The organism is Arthrobacter sp. ISL-65 (assembly GCF_018613795.1).
In the GTDB taxonomy this organism is placed as follows: Bacteria; Actinomycetota; Actinomycetes; order Actinomycetales; family Micrococcaceae; genus Arthrobacter.
Genome location: NZ_JAGGPN010000038.1, coordinates 262,537 through 280,436, shown reverse-complemented (window position 1 = coordinate 280,436; position 17,900 = coordinate 262,537). Strand labels below are relative to the sequence as shown.

At 63.1% G+C, this 17,900-nt stretch carries 21 protein-coding genes and 2 pseudogenes; 6 read left to right on the top strand and 17 right to left on the bottom strand.

What is annotated here, in order from left to right; all coding sequences use genetic code 11:
• The 7 genes and pseudogenes from J7I85_RS17085 to J7I85_RS25600 form a co-directional block, all read right to left on the bottom strand.
• Window positions 1-459 (bottom strand): annotated as a pseudogene (locus J7I85_RS17085) (hypothetical protein); the annotation flags it as partial.
• A gap of 638 nt (window positions 460-1,097) precedes the next feature.
• Complete coding sequence (locus tag J7I85_RS17080) at window positions 1,098-1,736, bottom strand: hypothetical protein (protein WP_214853899.1); 639 nt, start codon at window positions 1,734-1,736, stop codon at window positions 1,098-1,100.
• Window positions 1,737-1,909: 173 nt separating this feature from the next.
• Entirely contained in the window at window positions 1,910-2,116 is a 207-nt protein-coding gene (locus J7I85_RS17075; protein ID WP_214853898.1) for a hypothetical protein, read from the bottom strand.
• Window positions 2,100-2,378 carry a hypothetical protein gene (locus tag J7I85_RS17070; RefSeq protein WP_214853897.1) on the bottom strand — a complete coding sequence of 93 codons (279 nt, stop codon included), beginning with the start codon at window positions 2,376-2,378 and terminating at the stop codon, window positions 2,100-2,102. The genes J7I85_RS17075 and J7I85_RS17070 overlap by 17 nt, the downstream gene beginning before the upstream one ends.
• 146 nt (window positions 2,379-2,524) lie before the next feature.
• Complete coding sequence (locus tag J7I85_RS25605; protein WP_285289608.1) at window positions 2,525-2,653, bottom strand: hypothetical protein; 129 nt, start codon at window positions 2,651-2,653, stop codon at window positions 2,525-2,527.
• 643 nt (window positions 2,654-3,296) lie between these two features.
• Window positions 3,297-3,857, bottom strand: coding sequence for a hypothetical protein (locus tag J7I85_RS17065; RefSeq protein ID WP_214853896.1), 561 nt, complete (start codon window positions 3,855-3,857; stop codon window positions 3,297-3,299).
• Between the two features lie 220 nt (window positions 3,858-4,077).
• The gene (locus J7I85_RS25600; protein WP_214853895.1) at window positions 4,078-4,563 is read right to left on the bottom strand and encodes an HNH endonuclease; all 486 of its coding nucleotides are present in this window, start codon (window positions 4,561-4,563) and stop codon (window positions 4,078-4,080) included.
• Between the two features lie 1,496 nt (window positions 4,564-6,059).
• On the opposite strand from J7I85_RS25600, the gene J7I85_RS25955 reads away from it, so the two are divergent.
• Window positions 6,060-6,386 carry a DUF4209 domain-containing protein gene (locus J7I85_RS25955; RefSeq protein WP_374102486.1) on the top strand — a complete coding sequence of 109 codons (327 nt, stop codon included), beginning with the start codon at window positions 6,060-6,062 and terminating at the stop codon, window positions 6,384-6,386.
• Window positions 6,387-6,666: 280 nt separating this feature from the next.
• On the opposite strand, the gene J7I85_RS17050 is transcribed toward J7I85_RS25955, so the two are convergent.
• Window positions 6,667-7,974, bottom strand: a complete 1,308-nt coding sequence (locus J7I85_RS17050; RefSeq protein ID WP_214853891.1) for a site-specific integrase — start codon at window positions 7,972-7,974, stop codon at window positions 6,667-6,669.
• Complete coding sequence (locus tag J7I85_RS17045; RefSeq protein WP_214853889.1) at window positions 7,974-8,204, bottom strand: helix-turn-helix domain-containing protein; 231 nt, start codon at window positions 8,202-8,204, stop codon at window positions 7,974-7,976. The genes J7I85_RS17050 and J7I85_RS17045 overlap by 1 nt, the downstream gene beginning before the upstream one ends.
• Window positions 8,205-8,645: 441 nt before the next feature.
• On the opposite strand from J7I85_RS17045, the gene J7I85_RS17040 reads away from it, so the two are divergent.
• Window positions 8,646-8,906 (top strand): helix-turn-helix transcriptional regulator, encoded by a 261-nt coding sequence (locus J7I85_RS17040; protein WP_214853887.1) that lies wholly within the window; start codon window positions 8,646-8,648, stop codon window positions 8,904-8,906.
• Window positions 8,863-9,393, top strand: a pseudogene (locus tag J7I85_RS25130) (HipA domain-containing protein); the annotation flags it as partial. The gene J7I85_RS17040 and the pseudogene J7I85_RS25130, both read left to right, overlap by 44 nt.
• 24 nt (window positions 9,394-9,417) lie before the next feature.
• Here the strand turns inward: J7I85_RS25130 and J7I85_RS25125 are convergent.
• From J7I85_RS25125 to J7I85_RS17010, 6 genes are all read right to left on the bottom strand, one after another.
• Entirely contained in the window at window positions 9,418-9,819 is a 402-nt protein-coding gene (locus J7I85_RS25125) for a hypothetical protein (protein WP_251024436.1), read from the bottom strand.
• Between the two features lie 630 nt (window positions 9,820-10,449).
• Complete coding sequence (locus tag J7I85_RS17030; RefSeq protein WP_003805240.1) at window positions 10,450-10,791, bottom strand: hypothetical protein; 342 nt, start codon at window positions 10,789-10,791, stop codon at window positions 10,450-10,452.
• 75 nt (window positions 10,792-10,866) lie between these two features.
• Complete coding sequence (zapE, locus tag J7I85_RS17025) at window positions 10,867-11,373, bottom strand: AFG1/ZapE family ATPase (RefSeq protein ID WP_214853885.1); 507 nt, start codon at window positions 11,371-11,373, stop codon at window positions 10,867-10,869.
• Window positions 11,373-12,368 (bottom strand): magnesium/cobalt transporter CorA, encoded by a 996-nt coding sequence (gene corA / locus J7I85_RS17020; RefSeq protein ID WP_214853881.1) that lies wholly within the window; start codon window positions 12,366-12,368, stop codon window positions 11,373-11,375. Before corA ends, zapE begins: the two co-directional genes overlap by 1 nt.
• Before the next feature lie 43 nt (window positions 12,369-12,411).
• The gene (locus J7I85_RS17015; RefSeq protein WP_214853878.1) at window positions 12,412-12,837 is read right to left on the bottom strand and encodes a DUF1761 domain-containing protein; all 426 of its coding nucleotides are present in this window, start codon (window positions 12,835-12,837) and stop codon (window positions 12,412-12,414) included.
• 9 nt (window positions 12,838-12,846) lie between these two features.
• On the bottom strand, window positions 12,847-13,353 hold the full coding sequence (locus tag J7I85_RS17010; RefSeq protein WP_214853875.1) for an Lrp/AsnC family transcriptional regulator: 507 nt from the start codon (window positions 13,351-13,353) through the stop codon (window positions 12,847-12,849).
• A gap of 156 nt (window positions 13,354-13,509) precedes the next feature.
• Here J7I85_RS17010 and J7I85_RS17005 point away from each other — a divergent pair, with 156 nt between their 5' ends.
• The 3 genes from J7I85_RS17005 to J7I85_RS16995 all read left to right on the top strand — a co-directional run bounded on the left by J7I85_RS17005 (window position 13,510) and on the right by J7I85_RS16995 (window position 15,949).
• Window positions 13,510-14,745: an MFS transporter gene (locus tag J7I85_RS17005; RefSeq protein ID WP_214853872.1), complete on the top strand. Its 1,236-nt coding sequence runs from the start codon at window positions 13,510-13,512 to the stop codon at window positions 14,743-14,745.
• A 131-nt stretch (window positions 14,746-14,876) separates the two neighbouring features.
• Window positions 14,877-15,644 carry a transcriptional regulator gene (locus tag J7I85_RS17000; RefSeq protein WP_214853869.1) on the top strand — a complete coding sequence of 256 codons (768 nt, stop codon included), beginning with the start codon at window positions 14,877-14,879 and terminating at the stop codon, window positions 15,642-15,644.
• Complete coding sequence (locus J7I85_RS16995; protein ID WP_214853866.1) at window positions 15,641-15,949, top strand: hypothetical protein; 309 nt, start codon at window positions 15,641-15,643, stop codon at window positions 15,947-15,949. Before J7I85_RS17000 ends, J7I85_RS16995 begins: the two co-directional genes overlap by 4 nt.
• Here J7I85_RS16995 and J7I85_RS16990 read toward each other — a convergent pair.
• The gene (locus tag J7I85_RS16990; RefSeq protein ID WP_214853864.1) at window positions 15,940-16,449 is read right to left on the bottom strand and encodes an Lrp/AsnC family transcriptional regulator; all 510 of its coding nucleotides are present in this window, start codon (window positions 16,447-16,449) and stop codon (window positions 15,940-15,942) included. The two genes, J7I85_RS16995 and J7I85_RS16990, sit on opposite strands and share 10 nt — an antisense overlap.
• Window positions 16,450-16,567: 118 nt before the next feature.
• The gene (locus J7I85_RS16985) at window positions 16,568-17,839 is read right to left on the bottom strand and encodes an MFS transporter (protein ID WP_214853862.1); all 1,272 of its coding nucleotides are present in this window, start codon (window positions 17,837-17,839) and stop codon (window positions 16,568-16,570) included.
• Window positions 17,840-17,900: the final 61 nt, after the last annotated feature.

The window sequence follows — 17,900 nt, the reverse complement described above, 5'->3', positions numbered from 1 at the left end:
GTGTGGTGTGGCCGTTTGGCTACTGGTCCCGTGCGAGCTGGTCTTACCAATCTTCCGCTCGGGTGAATCTGTGCGTGTACCTAACGCTAGCTGAGAGACGAATGGATTGGGAACCCCTCGTCTCTCACGGTCAACGAGGCAGCCTTCGGTGGCCTGCCCTCTGCTTCGGGCCGACTCCGCCGTCTGCCCGTGCAGGCGAGGGGCGGAGACGAGGTCTTTGATGTTGACCGTCTGGGCCGGGGAGGTCCAGTAGCCGGACCCGTCATCGGAGCGGTTCACGTTCAGGGTCTCGATGATGTCGCCGTCAGCCAGGTCTTGGAAGGACTTGCTCTCGCCGGGGGAGAGGGTGATGTCGCGGGTGGCGGGATCAAGCAGGAGCGTCGACTCGGCGTGGGTGTCTGGGGTGAACTGTCCGCCGGTGGTGATTCCTTTGGGCTGTCGGTTCTGAGATGTCGTCATGCCCAGCCATGTGTGCGGCCAGGGCCTCAAACGGCGCCGGCGGACGAACAAACCGCTTCGGAACCTGAATTCGCCGCTCTACCGGCCGCTCCCACCGAACGACCACGAAACGACCACTTGGTCGAGTGGGATATTCCGCGGAATACCGGGGAAAATAGGGCCCCTACTACTACTACTCTACTTAAACGACCAGAAATAGAGATATATATAAGGGGGCCCTTGTTCTCTTCCTAGAGAGCCCTTTTCCTTCCTAGTTAATACACTTTCTACTCATAGAGGTCCTATCCTCCGCGGTCGTTTTGGTCGAGTGGGGGTCCCGGTGGACCCAAATTCCGCGCCAGCGTTGGGAAGCAGGGCCGTTTTCCCACCCTACCGGCGGTAGGTTCCCGAATGTTTTGACCGCTTTCGGCGGTCGAGCGCTTTGATTTGTGAGAGACGTCGGTTTTACCTCATGTGATAACCTGAGGAACGATATTCTGGCTCTAGAGACGAGGGTTATCACATGGCTCCCAAATGGGGGCCATTTCTGTTTTTGGGGCGCTCCATGCGCTGCAGTGAAAATTTGCTGATGGGGGCACGAAGCCGTTTATCGGCAGCACCGAATGCAGCTCATCGCCCGTTTTTCGTCGGCGGTGCGGCTAGCCGCGCAGGCAGTGCAGGTCTGTCAGCGCCATTGCTTCTCCGGCTCCTGACGTGTCCGTCAGCTTCACGATGGCATCTTTGCCGTGGGGGAGTGCGGCGGTGATGCTGTTGGCCCTGCCGACCGAAGCTCCACCGGCGTCGACGGTAGCCTCCACGTATAGGCCTCCGGGGCATCCTGCCGGCGCCATGGTCGTCACGTGCACGACGAGGCATTTGGAGTAGCTGCAGCTGTACTCGGATTTGTCCGCGAACTGGTAGTAGAAGTCCCCGGCGAACTGTGTCCAGCCGAGCTTCTCCATCTCACGTTTCGTTGTCTCGGCTTCGCCTCCGTCGCTGGCCTCGAAGGCAGCGAGAGCCTTCGCGTCCTTTTCACGCTGGGCCTTGTTCTCCGCGTCCACCTTGGCCCAGAACGCATCCGATTCGGCCTTCTTCTTCCTGGCCGCCTCGTCCTTTTGGGTCTTTGCCGCAGCCTGCGCCTGAGCGACCTGTTGGGCCGGTACAGCCTGACCGAACCAGAAGAGGCCGGCCAACGCGAGCATGACGGCCAGACCCAGCCCGGACAGGATGAGCGGGAGCCGGCGCTTCGGTTTGCCGTCGACCCTGATGGGCTTCGGCAGGTTGTCTTTCCCGAACATGGTTTCCCCCTTGTGCGCCGGCTTTGTTGCCGTTGAAGTTTCTCAGGTGAGGATATGTGTTCGGCGTCTGTTTTCCGTTGTGTGTCGCCCTCCGGCCTGCCGGACTAGGGACAGCCCAAAACGCAGAAGGGCAAAACCAGATGGCGCGGCTTCAGTCGAGGCAGGTGGCGGCTTTACGCGGCGGCCATCTCCAGAAGGGGATAGAGGGCAGCTTCCCAGTCCTTCCACTCCTGAAGCCGCGGAGCTTCCGTGAGGGTGCGGTTGTAGGACTGGTCGAAGACGAGGTGCGTCCAGGACGGCGTCATGTTTCCGGTGATGCCCGGCTTGTCGTCGATGAGCACGTCGCCGCGGACCAGAGTCTTGTCATGGGCCAGGATCACCCGGTTCGCCCCAGCGGCTCCCCAGGTGCTCCTCAATGGAGGCCAGCTTCTCGGAGGCGCACGTCGGGTGCGTCGCGAACGGCGTGGAGCAGAAGAAGACGTTCAGCCCGGCTTCCTCCATCGCCAGGACGGCCTCCGTAGCCCTTGGCACAGGTTCAAGGTTCCGGTAGAGGCCCTCGGTATTCATGGCCTGCAACAGGACGTCACGGTCACCGCCAGGGCCGCAGAGGTGGTTGTAGTCCATCTGCTGACCCAGGGGCACGATCGGGAAGTTCGGGTCCAGCTGCAGGAGGATGCGGTTGAGGGCGTTGCCTCAGTCGAAGCTGACGGCTTGGGGTCATCAGCGACCGGCTGCTGCACGCCCCGCGCGGGCACCGCTGGAGCCTCGGGGTAGTGCGGTTCGGAGCCCTAGGCGGTGCCTACTCGATCGACAAACAATTCCTCACCCCGGGCTGGGACTGGTTCGAAGGAGAGGAAGTCGTACCGGAGGACGTTGTCGCGCTGGGGTCCGAGCCGCTCGATGTCTTGATCACCCATGCTGTACCGTCGGCATCGACGTTGAAACGACTCTTCGGATTCCGGAGGCAATTGAGCGCGAGGCCTACAATGTCAGGTCTCTGATCCCTGATGGTCTATCGGAAACGTTAAAGGCGATCTGGACGGGGTGACGGTGGACCTAGCCACTCATAAGACTGACGTAGCGGCAACGCAACATGACGCAGAAGCGGTGATGAAAGACATCGGAACGGAGGCAGGAGCGAACGGAATCACGTGCTCAGACGCAGTTGGTGTTGCAGCCGATGCCTCGGGTGTAGACGCCGACGAGGCCGGAATCGGCCGCGACATCAGGCTCGCTCTCCTCGGACTTGGACACTTTGAAGACCAGGCTGACCGACCTGATTAGTGCGAAGGACGCCCTTGCCCAAGCGCAGAAGGCAGCCCCCTCGCACAGAACCTCCAGCCCCATCCCAGATGGTGGCGAAATAGCCTCGGTCCTTAGGGCAGCGCAGTCTGTTGTCGAAAGGCTACTGGAATTTTGAAGTGAGCCCCGGCACAGCCCACGGAATTAAGCCGCCAGGCTCAGGCGATTGCCGGCGGTGCAGCGAAAGCCGGTAACTGTTCTGGCCCGGGTGATCGTCCTGCGCATTCAAAACCGCCTGTCGGAGGGAAACGTCGCCGACTACAGTTCCCTCATCTCGTTCAATTGCGAGACGTCGAAATACTCAGCCCCGTCCAAGATGAATTCCACGTTGCCGAGTACTCCTTCGATGGCGCTCTCCAACTGGTGGAAACTTCTCGAAGATAACGTCCTGGCAGCCGATGCGTCGAGGACGAATACCGGCGGTGCCGTGGAGGGCATGAGGAAAACTCTGGACCACCCAAGTTTCCGCGCATTCCGCCCGATTTCCGCGGCAGCTTCGTCGCTCATTTGGAATTGCCCAGCAAGTGGCAAGATTTGGGAAACCTCGGTCGTATCCCGAACGGTTGCGCCGCCATCTTCGGTTACGTACAGCAACATGCGCCCGCGCTGACCCACCGTCAGGTTGACGACGCGGAGAAGGGGAATTGCCTCACTGTCCTTCCTAAGCGGTGCGACCTCGTTTGCCGGTTCCAACGCTTGGTCAAATGCACCGGGAAACCGGATTACGTAGCGAGGCGGGTCAAGACAGACCAGATAGTCGGTACCGGATCTCGTCGTCACCCTGAATGAGCCTGTCATTTCGTCCAGAAGTCGGCGCATGCGTCGATGTTGCCACAAACTGTCACGCGGTACGCAATGCTCCTCTGTCCGACAGGCTTGACCCTCGATCGGCTCCGGTTTATCTAGTGGCACCATCCCAATAATTCAGCTATTTCACCGGGTCGTTCTTTCACCGTTAAGAAGGCTGGCGGCGAGATGCTGGTCAAAGAAACACTCTGCATCACCTCCGGTCGGGCCGCGCGGCGACTGACGTCCGGTGCTAGTTCTCTTCCGGAGGGAGCGGCTTGGGCCGCCTCGTGAGGAGAGGGTGATTGGGATCAAACTGGCGAAGAGCCTCCTCCAGCTCATGAATCCGACGCAGATAGCTCCTCCTGCCAAGCATTTCCGCGACGTTTTCGAGGTGGGTGACAGCAGCGAGGTGCTGCGGGTTAATGCAGAGCCGCGTGCCGCATGTGTGATGGACGCTAAGCGTGCCCAACTCTTCGGTGAAGTCCCATGCCACGCGATGGGCGAGTCGGTTGGTTGGTCCACGGCCGATGAAGCCGTAGCCTGAACGCTTCGCTCCTGTCCACACCCAGCAGCCGTGGGGATCCTTCGGATCGAGTGTGCAGCGGGTGCGGAGGATCTCCAGCACCTCCGGACCGTCACAACGTATGATCGCCTGCCTCAGTCCTCCGAGACGGCTGAACCATCCTGGCAGTCCATGCCGGGTGTAGTACCGGTAGTACTCTTCCGCCGTCGTCACAGGCCGTACCGTCCTTCCTCGTCCTCACTCAATCCGACTATCTCAACTATTCGACTTGTTGCCCGCAGAGTTGGCACCGAGGGGTCGTCGGCGCTCACCTGCAGCATGAACAGCGCGGGCTGCCCGACCTCAAGACTGAGAACTTGGGGGACCGGGAGGGGCTGCCCGTCACCTCGCAGGCAGCTCATCCCCGCCGCAAGATGATCCTCAGCAGGTTCGACGGCAGCAACGAAGCGAGTCAGGGTGCTGGCGGACAAATCCAGAAGATACAGTGAGCCGGTGGCCGTTCGAATCCGGAAGGCTTCAGATCTCCATGGAGTACTTCGCTTGTCATGGGAGAAAGGTTAAAGAGCGGTCTGACATTCAGGGCAGCTGCGTGACGAGGACGGGAAGTTTCGGCTCCGCATCACCCCGGGCAGAGTCTTTTCTCGAAGATGAATCTCCGTGCCCTCGAACATTGCCTGGGTGTGAAGGCGACTTACAGTCTCTGCAGCGCCAGAGTTCGCCCTGGAGGACAGCGACGTGGGAGAAGCTCACGACGCTTATCTCACTTGTCGCGGAAGGTAGGGGCGCTCTTCATCCTCGTTTCGGGCAAGGGTTGTCTACAATGGGTCATCTTCCTCCGCGGCCAGTTGCAGCAGCCAGAGTTCAGATTCTTCGCCGGACCGGGAGTTAAGGGTGATTCGAGCACGAGCGGCGGCCCGTTGGACACGACGCTGCCGACGCCGATCCTCATCCAACTCTTCTTGCGTCTTCACGCCGTGGCAACGGCATGGGCAGGCAGCCCTGGCCTCCCGGTTCAGCCGCTCAACCGTTCGCTCCTCCCACCCGCGCAGTAGGACTGGTTCCCCCTCCTCACGGGATAGCGCGACCACCCAATTCGGCGGCGTGGTCTTGCTGCCGGGGCGACTTTCGAGCGACACCCTTAGACTTGCTGCTGAGCGTTGCACACGGCGCCAGCTCTTCGCTGCCTGAGCCAGCTCATCAGGGCTCATGGTGCGTGGATCTTGGCGGCCGCAGCCGCAGACATCATGGTGACCAGGAGATGCCCGGTGCGGGGGAACCTGAGAGCCGCCGAATTCCATGTCCTGCTCCTACGTCGGGCGTTGTTGGCTCTGATTGTACGGCTCGAGGGTTAGTGAATCGCTCCGCCGTTCGGGCCAATTTTAGGCAACGACGGCATTCTGCTGGGAACAGGGCGTAGCAGTATGCCGGGTCAAAGAAGAGCATCGGTCTGAGTGACTAGAAGCGTCACCAGGCCGGGGCGAGATATTCGGCGTTCGGAGTGGGGCCGGCTCCAAAGCCTAAACTTGGGGCATGAACCTTTGCGCAGTTGCGGTCAAAGTGTGCCATAAGTGCGCCCTAGGCCGTTGGCCACTTCCGGGCTTAACCAGCGAAAAACCCCGGAAACCCCTAGATCTAGGGGCTGTCCGGGGGTTATCCCGAGCCTCCTATCAGAATCGAACTGATGACCTTTTCATTTCCAGTTGATCTCTATGCAGTCAGTGTGGAAGGCCCGTTGCCGAGAGGCTGGTTCGCATGACGACTGGAGTGGAAAACGAAATCGGTTTAACGGCACTCAGCAGATGGAGGAAGGAGTCGATGTCCTAGGAGAAAATCTGACTTATGAGCTTAAAGCACTCTTCTGCGGACCGGTGGGCCCAAACATCCGTAACCTAGCTGCTCACGGTCTAATCGATGACGCTGCTCATAACACTGCGGAAGTCTTCTATGCATGGTGGTTTGTCCTGCGCTTAATGTATGCCCCCTACTGGAACCGTCGCCGGACAAGCAACACAGGCTCACCTGAGAGCAGCAGCTAGAGCAGGTTTCCCACTCGTAGTCCCAGACGCGCCAGGCATGACGCTGAGAGTAACTTGCACCGGACAACGAGGTTACACATCGTAGTTGGGCTACCCCTGCCCTTGGGGTGAATGCCTGTGATTTGAGCGCAAGTGGCGGGTGGATGGTGGCCTGTTTCGGGCAGTCCGCGTGAGACGTATTATTGGAGGCCAGACGTAGGACACCGACGTGGAAGTACGTGACGATGCCCGGAGCGGCTGCAGCTTGCCTAGCTCCCCGCTCCGGTGCGTGGGCCCGTTCCTACTCGCGCTTGTACATAACGCTTGCCAGGTATCCGCTGCTGTCCGGAGCCTCTTGACGTTCTCTGAGGTAAGACCGGATGGTCACAGCTGTCCGGCTGTGCCCCAACTGTTGGGCGGCCTGGTCGATTGTCGCCGTTTCTGCAATGTATGTCCCCACTGAACGCCGGAAAGTATGAGGGGTGACGGTTTTGATCGGGGATGACTGACGGTGTTCCTGTTTCCTCTCGACGGGAACATCTTCAGCCGGCAGATCATATGCGACCTGCAGTTCCTCGCGGACTGCACGCCAGCGCCGACGGAAGTTGTGGGGCTGCATCCATTTGCCGCCGCGAGCCGGAAATATAGCCCCATTAGGGTTGGATTGCCTCTCGTTGGCTCTTCGTGCGCGGAGCATAGCCGCAACTTCCGGGCTTATACGAAGGTCAAGGATCTTGTCACCTGTCTTGCCGTAATCGTGTCGCAGCATGGGCTTGCCCTTCTCCCAGCCCACTTTTCCGTTTATCTGCACCCAGTAGGAACCGTCGTCCAACTTGTCGATCCACACGTCCTGCCACCGCAATGCAAGGAGTTCTGAGATGCGAACGCCCGTGGCGAGGAACAATTCCACGCCATCGGGGATGTCCAGGTTTTGCGGCGGTCCGGGCCGCTTTACGTTCATCTGAGCCTCTCCGTGGTGTCGCACGGAGGACAGAACTTTGGCCATGTCCTCTTTTTCGATTATCTGGACCGGCTTCTTCCGCGGTTTCGGCAGGTAGGCTACCTGCCTCACTGGGTTACCAGGGATGAGACCAAGGCCAGCGCACCATTCCATGATGTTAGAAAGAACAGCCCGGTTGTGTTCTGCTTTTGCGTAGTAACGACCTCCGTTGACGATGCCGTGCAGAAAGTCCGCGCAGGCTTTGATGTCAACATCAGTCAGCTTCAGGGCCCCCAGAGAGGGCACAATGTCAGCCCTTGCCATGCGTGCATACTCATACGCAGTGCTAACCCGGAGCCCTTTGCCGCCCGCCTCGATGTAGGAGATCCAGCTCTCAACAACCTCAGCGAAGAGTACCTCCGGCTCACGTCCTGGTGACTTGTCGAGTTCCGCCGAGTGCCTGGCTGCGTCCTCCGCCGCCATTGTCTGAAAGACGGCCAGAACGGCGTCCTCGGCCTTGCGTGCAGTGGTGCCGGTGCGAAAACGCTGGAGGAGCTTCTTCCCGTCCAGAGTCTTGTATCGTCCGTTAGCTTTGTAGCTGCCGTCCGGCAGTCTCTTTGCGGGTGGGATTTTTCCCCATGACCCCGGTCGCGTCTCATGGTTGGCCATTAGGCTGCCCTCGGCGTCACTCGCTGGGCAGCCAGCCACTCAGCCAGATCCTCGATCGCGTAGACGACGGCGCCGTCCAGTTGGCGATAGTATGGCGGTCCTTTCCGCTGGGCAGCCCAGTTGGCCAGGGTCCCGGGAGAGCGGCGCAAATATGCCGCCGCTTCTTCTCGTGTCATCAATTCCGACGGCATCCATGAGGGGCCGTTTGCTACGACGTCTGCTGTGTTCACAGAGAGTCCTATGCGCCTCGACCGCCGAGAGCGGTCACTTTGCGCGGGACCCGGGGAATAACACTTTGCATAACACTTTGACCGTGAACGAGCGTGAATCGGATGTGACCGTGCGTGAGGCTCCGTGAGCTCGAATCCGCGTAACAGCGCGCCAGAGCACGCTTTCGTGAGCACACGTGAACCCACGTTATCCACAGTTCGCATCGAAGAGGTCAGGGGTTCGAATCCCCTTAACTCCACAGTGACACCCCGGTCTTCGGACCGGGGTGTTTTTGTTAGGGCCGTGTTGAATGATTATCGGAAAGATATTACCGATTTAGGTCATCAGCCCGTTAGGCGCCGCCGATGAAGGCCAGATCAGAAATATGTTGCTGATTCAGATGAGGCAAGCTACGTATTGATCAGAGCGTTATCAGCAATATAACTCGGGATGGCCCGGCGATGGATGACATCAAGAGCATTGGGGTGAACATCAGGGAAGCCCGGAAGGCTGCCGGCATCACGCAGGGCACGCTGGCGGACCTGATCGGCACCTCCTCGCGCACGGTTCATGCCATCGAGAACGGGACCGGCAATCCGTCACTGCGTGCGGTGACCGCGGCAGCGAACGCCGTCGGACTGCACGTCAGGGCGGCTGGACCGCACCGACCGCGGCAGTGTGGTTTTTTCATACACCCCGGATTACCCCGCGTCCGGGGGTAGCCCGGTGGCCAGCTCCCTTGCCTTCGCCCTTGAGCCGGTAGAGTCGCGGAGCGGGTCCCTGCCGGCCTTCTTCGCTGGCCTCCTGCCCGAAGGCCATCACCTGACCGTGCTTAAGGACGCCGTCAAGACGAGCCTGGCCGACGAACTCAGCCTGCTGCTCGCGATCGGCGTCCAGAACAAGGCCAGCGCCTCCGTGCTGACCACCCCGCTGGCACTGGCCGGCCGGCGGTACCTGCTGAGGCTGGACCCGCCTCTTCACCAGCATCTGGTGGTCAACGAGGCTGCGCATCTGGCAGGCGCGCGGACACTGAAGATACCCGTCGCCGCCCACACCGTGGTGAGAGACCGGACAGGCCTGCCCGGGCTCCTCGTTGAACGCTTCGACCGCGTCGAGCGGAGCGGCGGCCCGCTGGGGGTGCCGCTGGAGGACGCGGCGCAGGTCTTGAACCTTCCGCCAGCGTCCAAATACGCCGTCAGCTCCGAGGAGGCGGTGCTCGCCCTGGCGGGAAAGTCAGGACTCTGCGGAACCGTGGGATTTGGGCGGGAGGTGGCCGCGCCGGGACGCTTCGCGGACTACCTGCCGGATGTTCGCGAACAGCACGGCCTTCACTGCTGTCATGTCTGGGGCATGGCCGTGCTTAAGTGCGCTCTCGAGACTGCCGCAGTAGGACTCAAGGCGCCGCGCGCCGGCCATTCCGGAACTGACCCTCAGGCTGATGATGGCGTCCAAAGTGGTCGCGGCATCGCCGCGGGTGAGGCCCTTGAAGATCTTGGCCGCCCGCACGGGAAGCATCACCAGATACTCCTCCATGAATGTCTGCGCCGCATCCTCCCCGGCTTCGTCTCTGAGGTCCTGCAATGCAGCGTCATCCAGAACCGGAAGGTCCTGGCCCGCGTCCGGGTCCTCCGCCATGCAGCCACCTCATCCAGTTGTCCACGCCGTCCTGCGACTCTCAATGAAATAGTCCCGGAGGCAGCTCAAGAACCTGCCACCGTCATCGCAGGTTCGGATCAAGAGTTCGACAGCATTCATCCAAGTAACCGCAGCTGGGCGTCGCCGGCAGCGAGTTCGAGCGGCCCCTGGCCGCCTCATGGAATTGTCCGCCGGGTCCGGGGTACATCGGGGGGAATGCGTTCCGGACCCGGCGTTCTGAAGCAACGGTTCGCGGCTACCTTCTGCTTCAGGGACAGGAACAGTCTGGGGCCTGCACATTGTGAAATGCGGGTGCTACCTGATCGTCGGGCTTCGTTTTTACCCCCTGTGTGAGGGGGTGGACGCCGCATGCCCGAGGTTTTCCCAAGCTCCGGGGGCTGGCTTTGGTTCACGTCTAGAGCGGCTCTCACCTGGAGGGGAAGGTGGCACCTAGCATCGTCAGCCCGCGGCCTACGACACCATGGAACCTTCCGGCCGTGGCACAACCCTCACAGGACTCGATGCAGTATCGGTGCCACGCCAGCGCGGCCTTGTTTTTGCCGACGCGAAAAGCGGCCACGGGCAGGAGGGGTGTCCTGCCCGTGGCCGCCAGACGTGTAAGAGACGGGGCTACTGTCCGCCGCAGAACCTGCTGTAGGTGCTGCCGGCCTGCTCGTAGCCGGTCTTCAGCTCGGTGAGTTTCGCCTCATCCGGGGTTTCCTTCGCGGACTCGTCCGTGTATTCCAGGATGGCCTGCAGCGCGGGCCGAAGCTCGTCGGAGGACACTGCCTCGATGGGACGGATCTGGTTGGCCAGGCGGGTCATGCCGGTCTTGCCGACGGAGTTCGTGGGGTTCGAGACAACCGTCCGGATCCGGTCGCACGTCTGTGCGGTGGTTAGCTGCGGTGCAGCGCAGGCGGAAGCGGAGAGGACGAACCCGGCGGCAAGCAGGGCGGTGGTGAGTTTCTTCATGTTTCCCTCAGTAGTTGATGTCAATCGATTGTAAGCAGACGCAACCGGCTCAGGACGGACGGGTTACGGCGGTTGCTAGCAGCCGCCGGACTGCTCATCCGCCAACTGTTCGTCCGACTCGATCCGGCGAAGCCCGGAGAGCCGCTCTCCGATGCGTGACAGGACGGCGGCAAGTTCATCAGCAGCGCTGCCCTGCGGCGCACTAAAGGGATCGCCATGCGATCCCGGCGCGATGAGGAACGGCGTGATCTCCCGCTCGTGGAGGACATCCAACAGAGCCAGGAACCGCTGCCAGTCAGCCGGGCTGGCAGTGGACTCTCCCGAAAGTGACGGGATGCCGTCCACCACCCAGGCAGGGAACCTTTCCGCCAGCACAAGATAGTCCGCCGTCGACCGACCCCCGACGCACAGCTCCGTGAAGCTGACCCACAGGATGTCCGGATCGGCGCCCTTGACTGACAACGGACCGGTGGGCAGGGCCAGGGCCTCCCGCTGGGATGGCGAAGGCCTGAACAGCCCGTAGGCGCCCAACTGCCGTTCCGTGCCGGGAGTGATGATCAGGCCCCGGTAGAAACCGGCCACTAGAGCCAGCCCTTCCGCTTGAAGATGAGATACATCAGGGCGGCGGTGGCGGCCATCAGCAGCATCGCCATGGGATAGCCGTAGGCCCAATGCAGCTCCGGCATATGGTCAAAATTCATGCCGTACACGCCGGCCACGAATGACGGGGCGAAGAAGATGGCAGCCCAGGACGAGATCTTCTTCACCTGCTCGTTCTGCTGCGCACTGGCCTCGTTCTGCCGGTTGGCCGTGAGCGTGCCGTCCAGGGTCAGGGCATTCTGCAGGAGGTCACGGAAGGAATCGGCCCGCGAAATCACCCGCTCCACGTGGTCCTCGACGTCCCGAAGATTGTGCTGGAGCTCGGCGTCGGCAGCGAAGTCGTCGAATCCGTCGTTGAGCTGCTGCATCATGGCCGGCAGCGGATGGATGGCCCGCTGGAACTGGATGACCTCGCGGGCGAGCTCATAGATGCGGCGCGACACCGCAGAGTCGCCGGAGAAGAGCTGGTCCTCGATTTCGTCGATGTCGTTCTCTAGCCCGGCCACCACCGGAGCGTAGTCGTCCACCACCTGGTCCAGCAGCCCGTACAGTACTGCCGGCGGTCCGTGGCGCAGGAGATCCGGCCGGGACTCCAGGCGGCGGCGTACCTGTCCCACACCGGACATCTCCGCGTGCCGGACGGTCACCACGAAGTTCCTGCCGACGAATACATGGAGCTCCCCGAATTCCACGGATTCGGTGTCGTCGCGGTACCGCGCCGGCCTTAGGACAGTGAAGAGGTTGTCACCGTAGCGCTCCAGCTTGGGCCGTTGGTGGGCCGAGACGGCGTCCTCGACGGCCAGGTCGTGCAGCCCAAACTCGTCGGCGACGGCGGCCATCTCGGCTTTCGAAGGACGGTACAGGCCGATCCAGGCCATTCCGCCGTGGCTGTCAAGCGTTTCAAACGTCTGTTCCAGGTTTTCGGGCTCCGCCGTGCGGACCCCGTCGACGTAGACGGCGTTGTCAATGATGGTCACAGGCTGCAGGTCTCCGTCTGTTCGGGGCAGGACATCTGTTGGGTCAGGACATCGCGCCGATGATCGCTCCCGCTGCTGTCACAGCGAGGACGTCATGGCCGGAGTCGATGAGCGTCACGGCGGCGGGACGTCCGGCGAAACCGTTGTGGATTACGTGACCTCCCACGCGGAACACGACCGCCAGCACAAAAGCGAAGCACCCACCGGCCACTGCGTTGTCGAGTCCGAGCTTGCTGATCAGCACTGCGAGGAGGATGGCGGTCACGGCTGCGGCCGCCATCATGGGAACCCAGGTTCCGGCGCCGCCCTCAGAGTTCCGGAGGTCCTCTTCGGTCTTGCCCACGGCCTCCATCCACCGCTTGCCGAGCACGGCGGGCAAATACCAGACGAAGCCGATGGCCATGCTCGCGATGAAGGCAAGAAGCACCGCAAGCCAGTTGACCTGAAAGAAGTAAGAGAGCCAATCCATCCTCGAATACTATTCCGACTGCGCCCCAGCAGACTGCACGAGGCGGCTGATCAGCGGCTCGGTCCGGTACGGGATGTGCGTGTGGAGGGCCAGCACGGTTTCGGTGCGGATCACGCCCTTGATACGCAGGATCGAACGCAGCGCGGCCTGGAGATTTTGCGTGTCGGTGGCCACCACGCGGCACCAGACGTCGCCCCTGCCAGAGATCTCGTGCACTTCGAGGACTTGGGGAATCAGCCGCAAAGCGGCGATCACGCCGTCGAGCTCCCGGTGGGTCACCTCAATCGTCACAAAGGCGACGACGTCGTATCCCACCGCCTCGAGGTCGATCTCGCGGCCGCCGTCGTGCAGGATGCCGGAGCGGAGCATGCGACGCACGCGTGACTGGGCAGTGTTCCGCGCGATGCCGAGTTTTTCGCTCAGCTCGCCGATCTGAACGCGGGGGTCGCGGATCAGCTCAAGCAGGATCTTCAGATCCGTGGGGTCCAACGTGTTCAAATCGTCACTCCGGTTCATGAATCCGGCCAAAGATTGATGGTTTTGCTCAATATTCCCACAAAATGACGCACTGGGTACGCACTCCTGCCGCATTCTTTAGGTACCAAGATTCCATCCGTGCGAGCAGCCCCCACAAGGGGCCGGTTACACGGCCACACAGGCAAGGGCACGGGCATGACCGTCTTTAGCGAACTTCGAATGCGTCCGGCTGCGGCCACCCGCTGGGGCTGGGATGCGTCCACCACCTCACGGCTGGCCATGGCCGGCGTCGTCATTTTCACGCTCCTGGTGGGAGCAAACCTGGCGACCCCGCTGTACCCGCTGCTGCAGGTGCGGCTCGGCATCAGTTCCCTGGGCATCACCATTGCGTTCGCCGCCTACGTCCTGGCGCTCGTGGCCACGCTCATGCTCGCGGGGCACTGGTCCGACCACATCGGGCGCCGTGCGGCCCTCCTCCTTGCCGTGCTGACCGGGCTCGCCGGTGGCCTGGTCTTTGCGAATGCGGACAGCCTCGCCGGGCTGTGCGGCGGCCGGGCCCTCCAAGGCGTTGCCGTCGCCCTGGCCACGGGGGCCAGCTCGGCGGCACTGCGTGAGCTGCTGCCCGAGCGCCCGGAGTGGGCCTCCCGTTTCACCCTGCTGGCTTCGGCCGGGGGAGTGGCGGCGGGCCCCGCGATCGGCGGGATCCTCTCCCTCCTGCCCGGCTCCACCACCGCGCCGTACCTCATCCATTCGCTCGTCCTGGCCGCCCTGCTGATCCCCCTGTACCTGCTGCGCGCCCGCCCTGCCATCAAAGTGGCAGAAGGCCCGCACCCGCTGACAGCCCTGGCGCCGCGCCGGCCGACGGTGTCCCGGGAGGCCCGTGGTGCATTCTGGCTGGCGGCGGCCGTCGGCTTCCTCAGCTTTGCCGTTTTCGGCTTCTGCCTGTCCCTTGCGCCAAGCTACTTCGCGAAGATCCTGGGCACCGACTCGCGGCCACTGATCGGCCTGCTGGCCGGGCTCACCCTGGGTTCGTCCGCCTTGAGCCAGCTGATCGCCGTCCGGAGCAGGTTCGCTGTGCCGGCGGGGCTGGCTGTGCTGGGCGGCGCCGTGGCGCTCCTCGCGGGCGCGGCGGCCGCCGGCAACCCGTGGCTGCTGGTCGCGGCGAGCCTGGCCGCGGGCGCCGGCCAGGGCGTCGCCTTCCGGACCGTCTTCAATGACGTGGCGGGCAAGGTGGAGGCGTCCCGGCATGCACAGATCGTCAGCACCGTTTATGTGATTACCTACCTCGGAAGTGCTGTGCCGGTGGTGGGGCTGGGGCTCGCGACGGCGGCCTACGGCCTCGACGCGGCCGTCGCCGGATTCGTGACAGCCTGCGCCGTAGCGGCGGCGCTGCTGGCTGCGATCACCTGGCGCCGCAGCCTCCTTCGGTAGCAGGGCCGCAGTCTCCGCCGCTAGCAGCGGCGGGAGGTGGCGCCGTCGTTAGGCTTGCAAAGAAACAATTGCAAAGAACTGATTGCAAAATAATCATTGCAAAGAAATCTTTGCAAGAGTAGCCTTGCGGTATGGCCAGCAAGCCGAACACCGAAACGCCCGACGTGCAGGATCTGCCATACCCGGTCCGGAAGATGGACCCGGCCTCCCTGAAGGCCCTTGCACATCCGCTGCGCGTCCAGATCCTGGAAATGCTGTCCCGGTACGGCGCACAGACGGCGTGCAGCCTCGGCGAGCTGCTGGGGGAGTCCAGCGGTTCCACGAGCTATCACCTGCGCCAGCTAGCCAAGCACGACTTCGTTCGGGAAGTAGAGGGAAAAGGCACGGCACGTGAGCGGTGGTGGGAGCGGCCGCGGGGCGCCATTGAGGTCTCGTCACCTGAGCTTGCAAGTTCCCCCGCCACCCAGGAAGCGTCACGGCTGGTCAACCGGGAGTTCGAACACCGCCGCCAGGCCGTGCTTGCTGATTTCATGGCACACGGGGCGGACACCCTGGACCGCGGCTGGCTGGAAGCGGCCATCGTCAGCACCGCCAACGTGCGAATGAACGAAGATCAGCTGGGTGCCTATACACGGGCGATGGACGCCTACTCCTACCGTCTGCTGGAGGAGATCCGGGGTGAGGACGAACAGGAAGGCGCCCGGCCGGTCCAGATCCATTTCAACGCGTTCCCCATCCTCGGTGTCCCCGCGTCCGCCGGCAGCCGCGGCCAGCGAAAAGCGCAGCCCGCGGAGCGGGCCGGGAAGCGGGCCGCTCCGCGGGCTGCGGAGCAAAACACAGCCCAAGCGGAATCAACCAGCACAAAACAGCCATCGAACCCCGAAAGGAAAGAGCCATGAGCGCTCTATCGGTCAACCAGTCCGTCGCCAGCTATCGCCGTGCCTCCGTCCTGGAAGCCGTGGCCGTCCGTATCGGCGCGGGCCTGGTGGGATGGGCGGAGCGGCGCCGGGTTGTTCCGGAGGAAGCCGTCCGGCAGCAGCGGGACGCCGCGCGGCGCCGCGACGAATTTCCTGTTGCGTGGGGATGTCCTCGGCGCAGCCCACTCGGGCCTGCTGCTTCCCCGCCGCTAGGCAGCGCCGGGCTGGTCGTTGCCGGGCCGCGCAGTCCCGGCGTTGACATAGTCCCGGTGTTGACTCAGTCCTGATCCGGCAGCGGCCCGTGGTTGCCCTGCATGTGGTCGAACACCAGTGTGGTTTCGGTGTGGCCCACCACGGGATCGGTGGCCAGGTTGTCCAGAACCCAGTCCCGCAGGTCCTCGGTGGTGGCGACGGCGATGTGCAGCAGATAGTCGACCGAGCCCGACGTGTGGAAGGTCGACAGCACGGCGGGCAGCTTGGGGACACGGGAGGTGAACCGGTCGATCTGCTCCCGGTCGTGGGCGCGGAGCCGGACGGCGATCAGGGCCTGCACTGACCGGCCGATCGCGGAAAGGCTCAGTTTCGCCTCAAACCCCTGGATGATGCCCCGGTCCGAGAGCGCGCGGGTGCGCATGAGGGCGGTGGAGGGGGCGATGCCCACCAGCTCGGCCAGCTGCTTGTTGGATATCCGGGCATCGTCCACCAGGGCCGCCAGCAGCCGCTCGTCAATGGCGTCGAGGGGTTCGTGTCCCGCCGCCGGCCGAATATTCTTCGCGTTGCTGCTCACGGATCCTCCTGGAGTGTTCTCCGTTCATCTTAGCGGCGCGAAAGTTGCCAAGACATTCACCGGCGAGCGGCACTCCCGAACAAGTGCAGGATTCCTGCCCCGTTGGGCGGCGGATTATTCAGGGATGCTGCAGGCTCGCCTCGTCCTGCTGGCGCTCCCTCCGTTCGCCCCCGGAAGCAGGATGCGCGACGGCGGTGATCACCGCCGTCGCACACCCCAGGATGATGACGGCGGCCGCCAGCGCCTGCCAGCCGAGGGACTGAAACACCAGTCCGCCTGCCCAGCCCAAGATGCTGGAGCCGAGGTAGTACGCGAGGTTGTACAGCGATGCTGCCTGTGCCCGGCCGGACCGGGCGATGGCTCCGGTCCAGCCCGCGCCGATACTGTGGGCCGCAAAGAAACCGCCGGTGAAGATGAAGAGGCCGGCCAGTATCAGCACCAGCACCTGCGTAAGGGTGAGGGCCAGGCCCGCCGCCATAACAGCAATGCCAGCCAGCAACACCGTGCGCCGGCCGAAGCGCTGGGTCAGGGCTCCGGCCCGGCGTGAGGTCACGGTGCCCGAAAGGTAGGCCAGGAAGATGAGGCTGATGAGTGTGGCGGGGAGGCTGAACGGTTCGCCGGAGAGCCGGAACCCGAGATAGTTGTAGACGGCCACGAAGCCGCCCATCAGCAGGAAGGCCTGCACGTAGAGTGCCAGCAGCCTGGGGTTGGCCAGGTGGCCGGACAGGGTCCTGGCCGCACCGCGGAGGCCTATGCCCCGGGCCGGGCTGAAGCCGCGGGCCTTGGGGATGAGGACCAGGAAGAGCACGGCGGCCACTGTGGCCAGGACGGAGACCGCGAGCGCGGCGGCGCGCCATCCCCATAATTCCCCGGCCGGTCCGGCGACGAGCCTTCCCGTCAGCCCGCCCAGTGTGGTGCCCGCGACGTAGCTGCCCGCGGCCACGGCGGCGTGTGCCCGGTCGATTTCCTCGTTGAGGTAGGCGATGGCGATGGCAGGAATGCCGCCCAAAGCCATGCCCTCCAGCATCCGGAGGCCCAGCAGGACGGGGAAGGACGTTGCCAGCGGCACCAGCAGTCCCAGTGCTGTGGCCAGGCAGATTCCCCAGGTCATGGCCTTCACCCTCCCGATCCGGTCGGCGAGGAACGACCATGGGATGACGGTGACGGCGAGGCCCACGGTGGCCAGCGAAATGGTCAGCGCCGCTTCAGCGGCGGTCACCCGAAGCTCGGCGGCCATGACGGGGAGCACGGCCTGGGTGGAATAGAGCTGCGCGAAGGTGGCCACGCCGGCGAACGCGAGGCCTGCCAGGATCCTGCCGTAGGCCTGTGAACCTTTCGGGTGCCCGTTCCACTCCAGGCTTCCGGTGGCGCGTTTGTGGGGCGTTGGCATGCCTTCAGCGTAGATCTATGCTGACCTAGTATCCAATGCATGATTCGTCAATAATTCATGC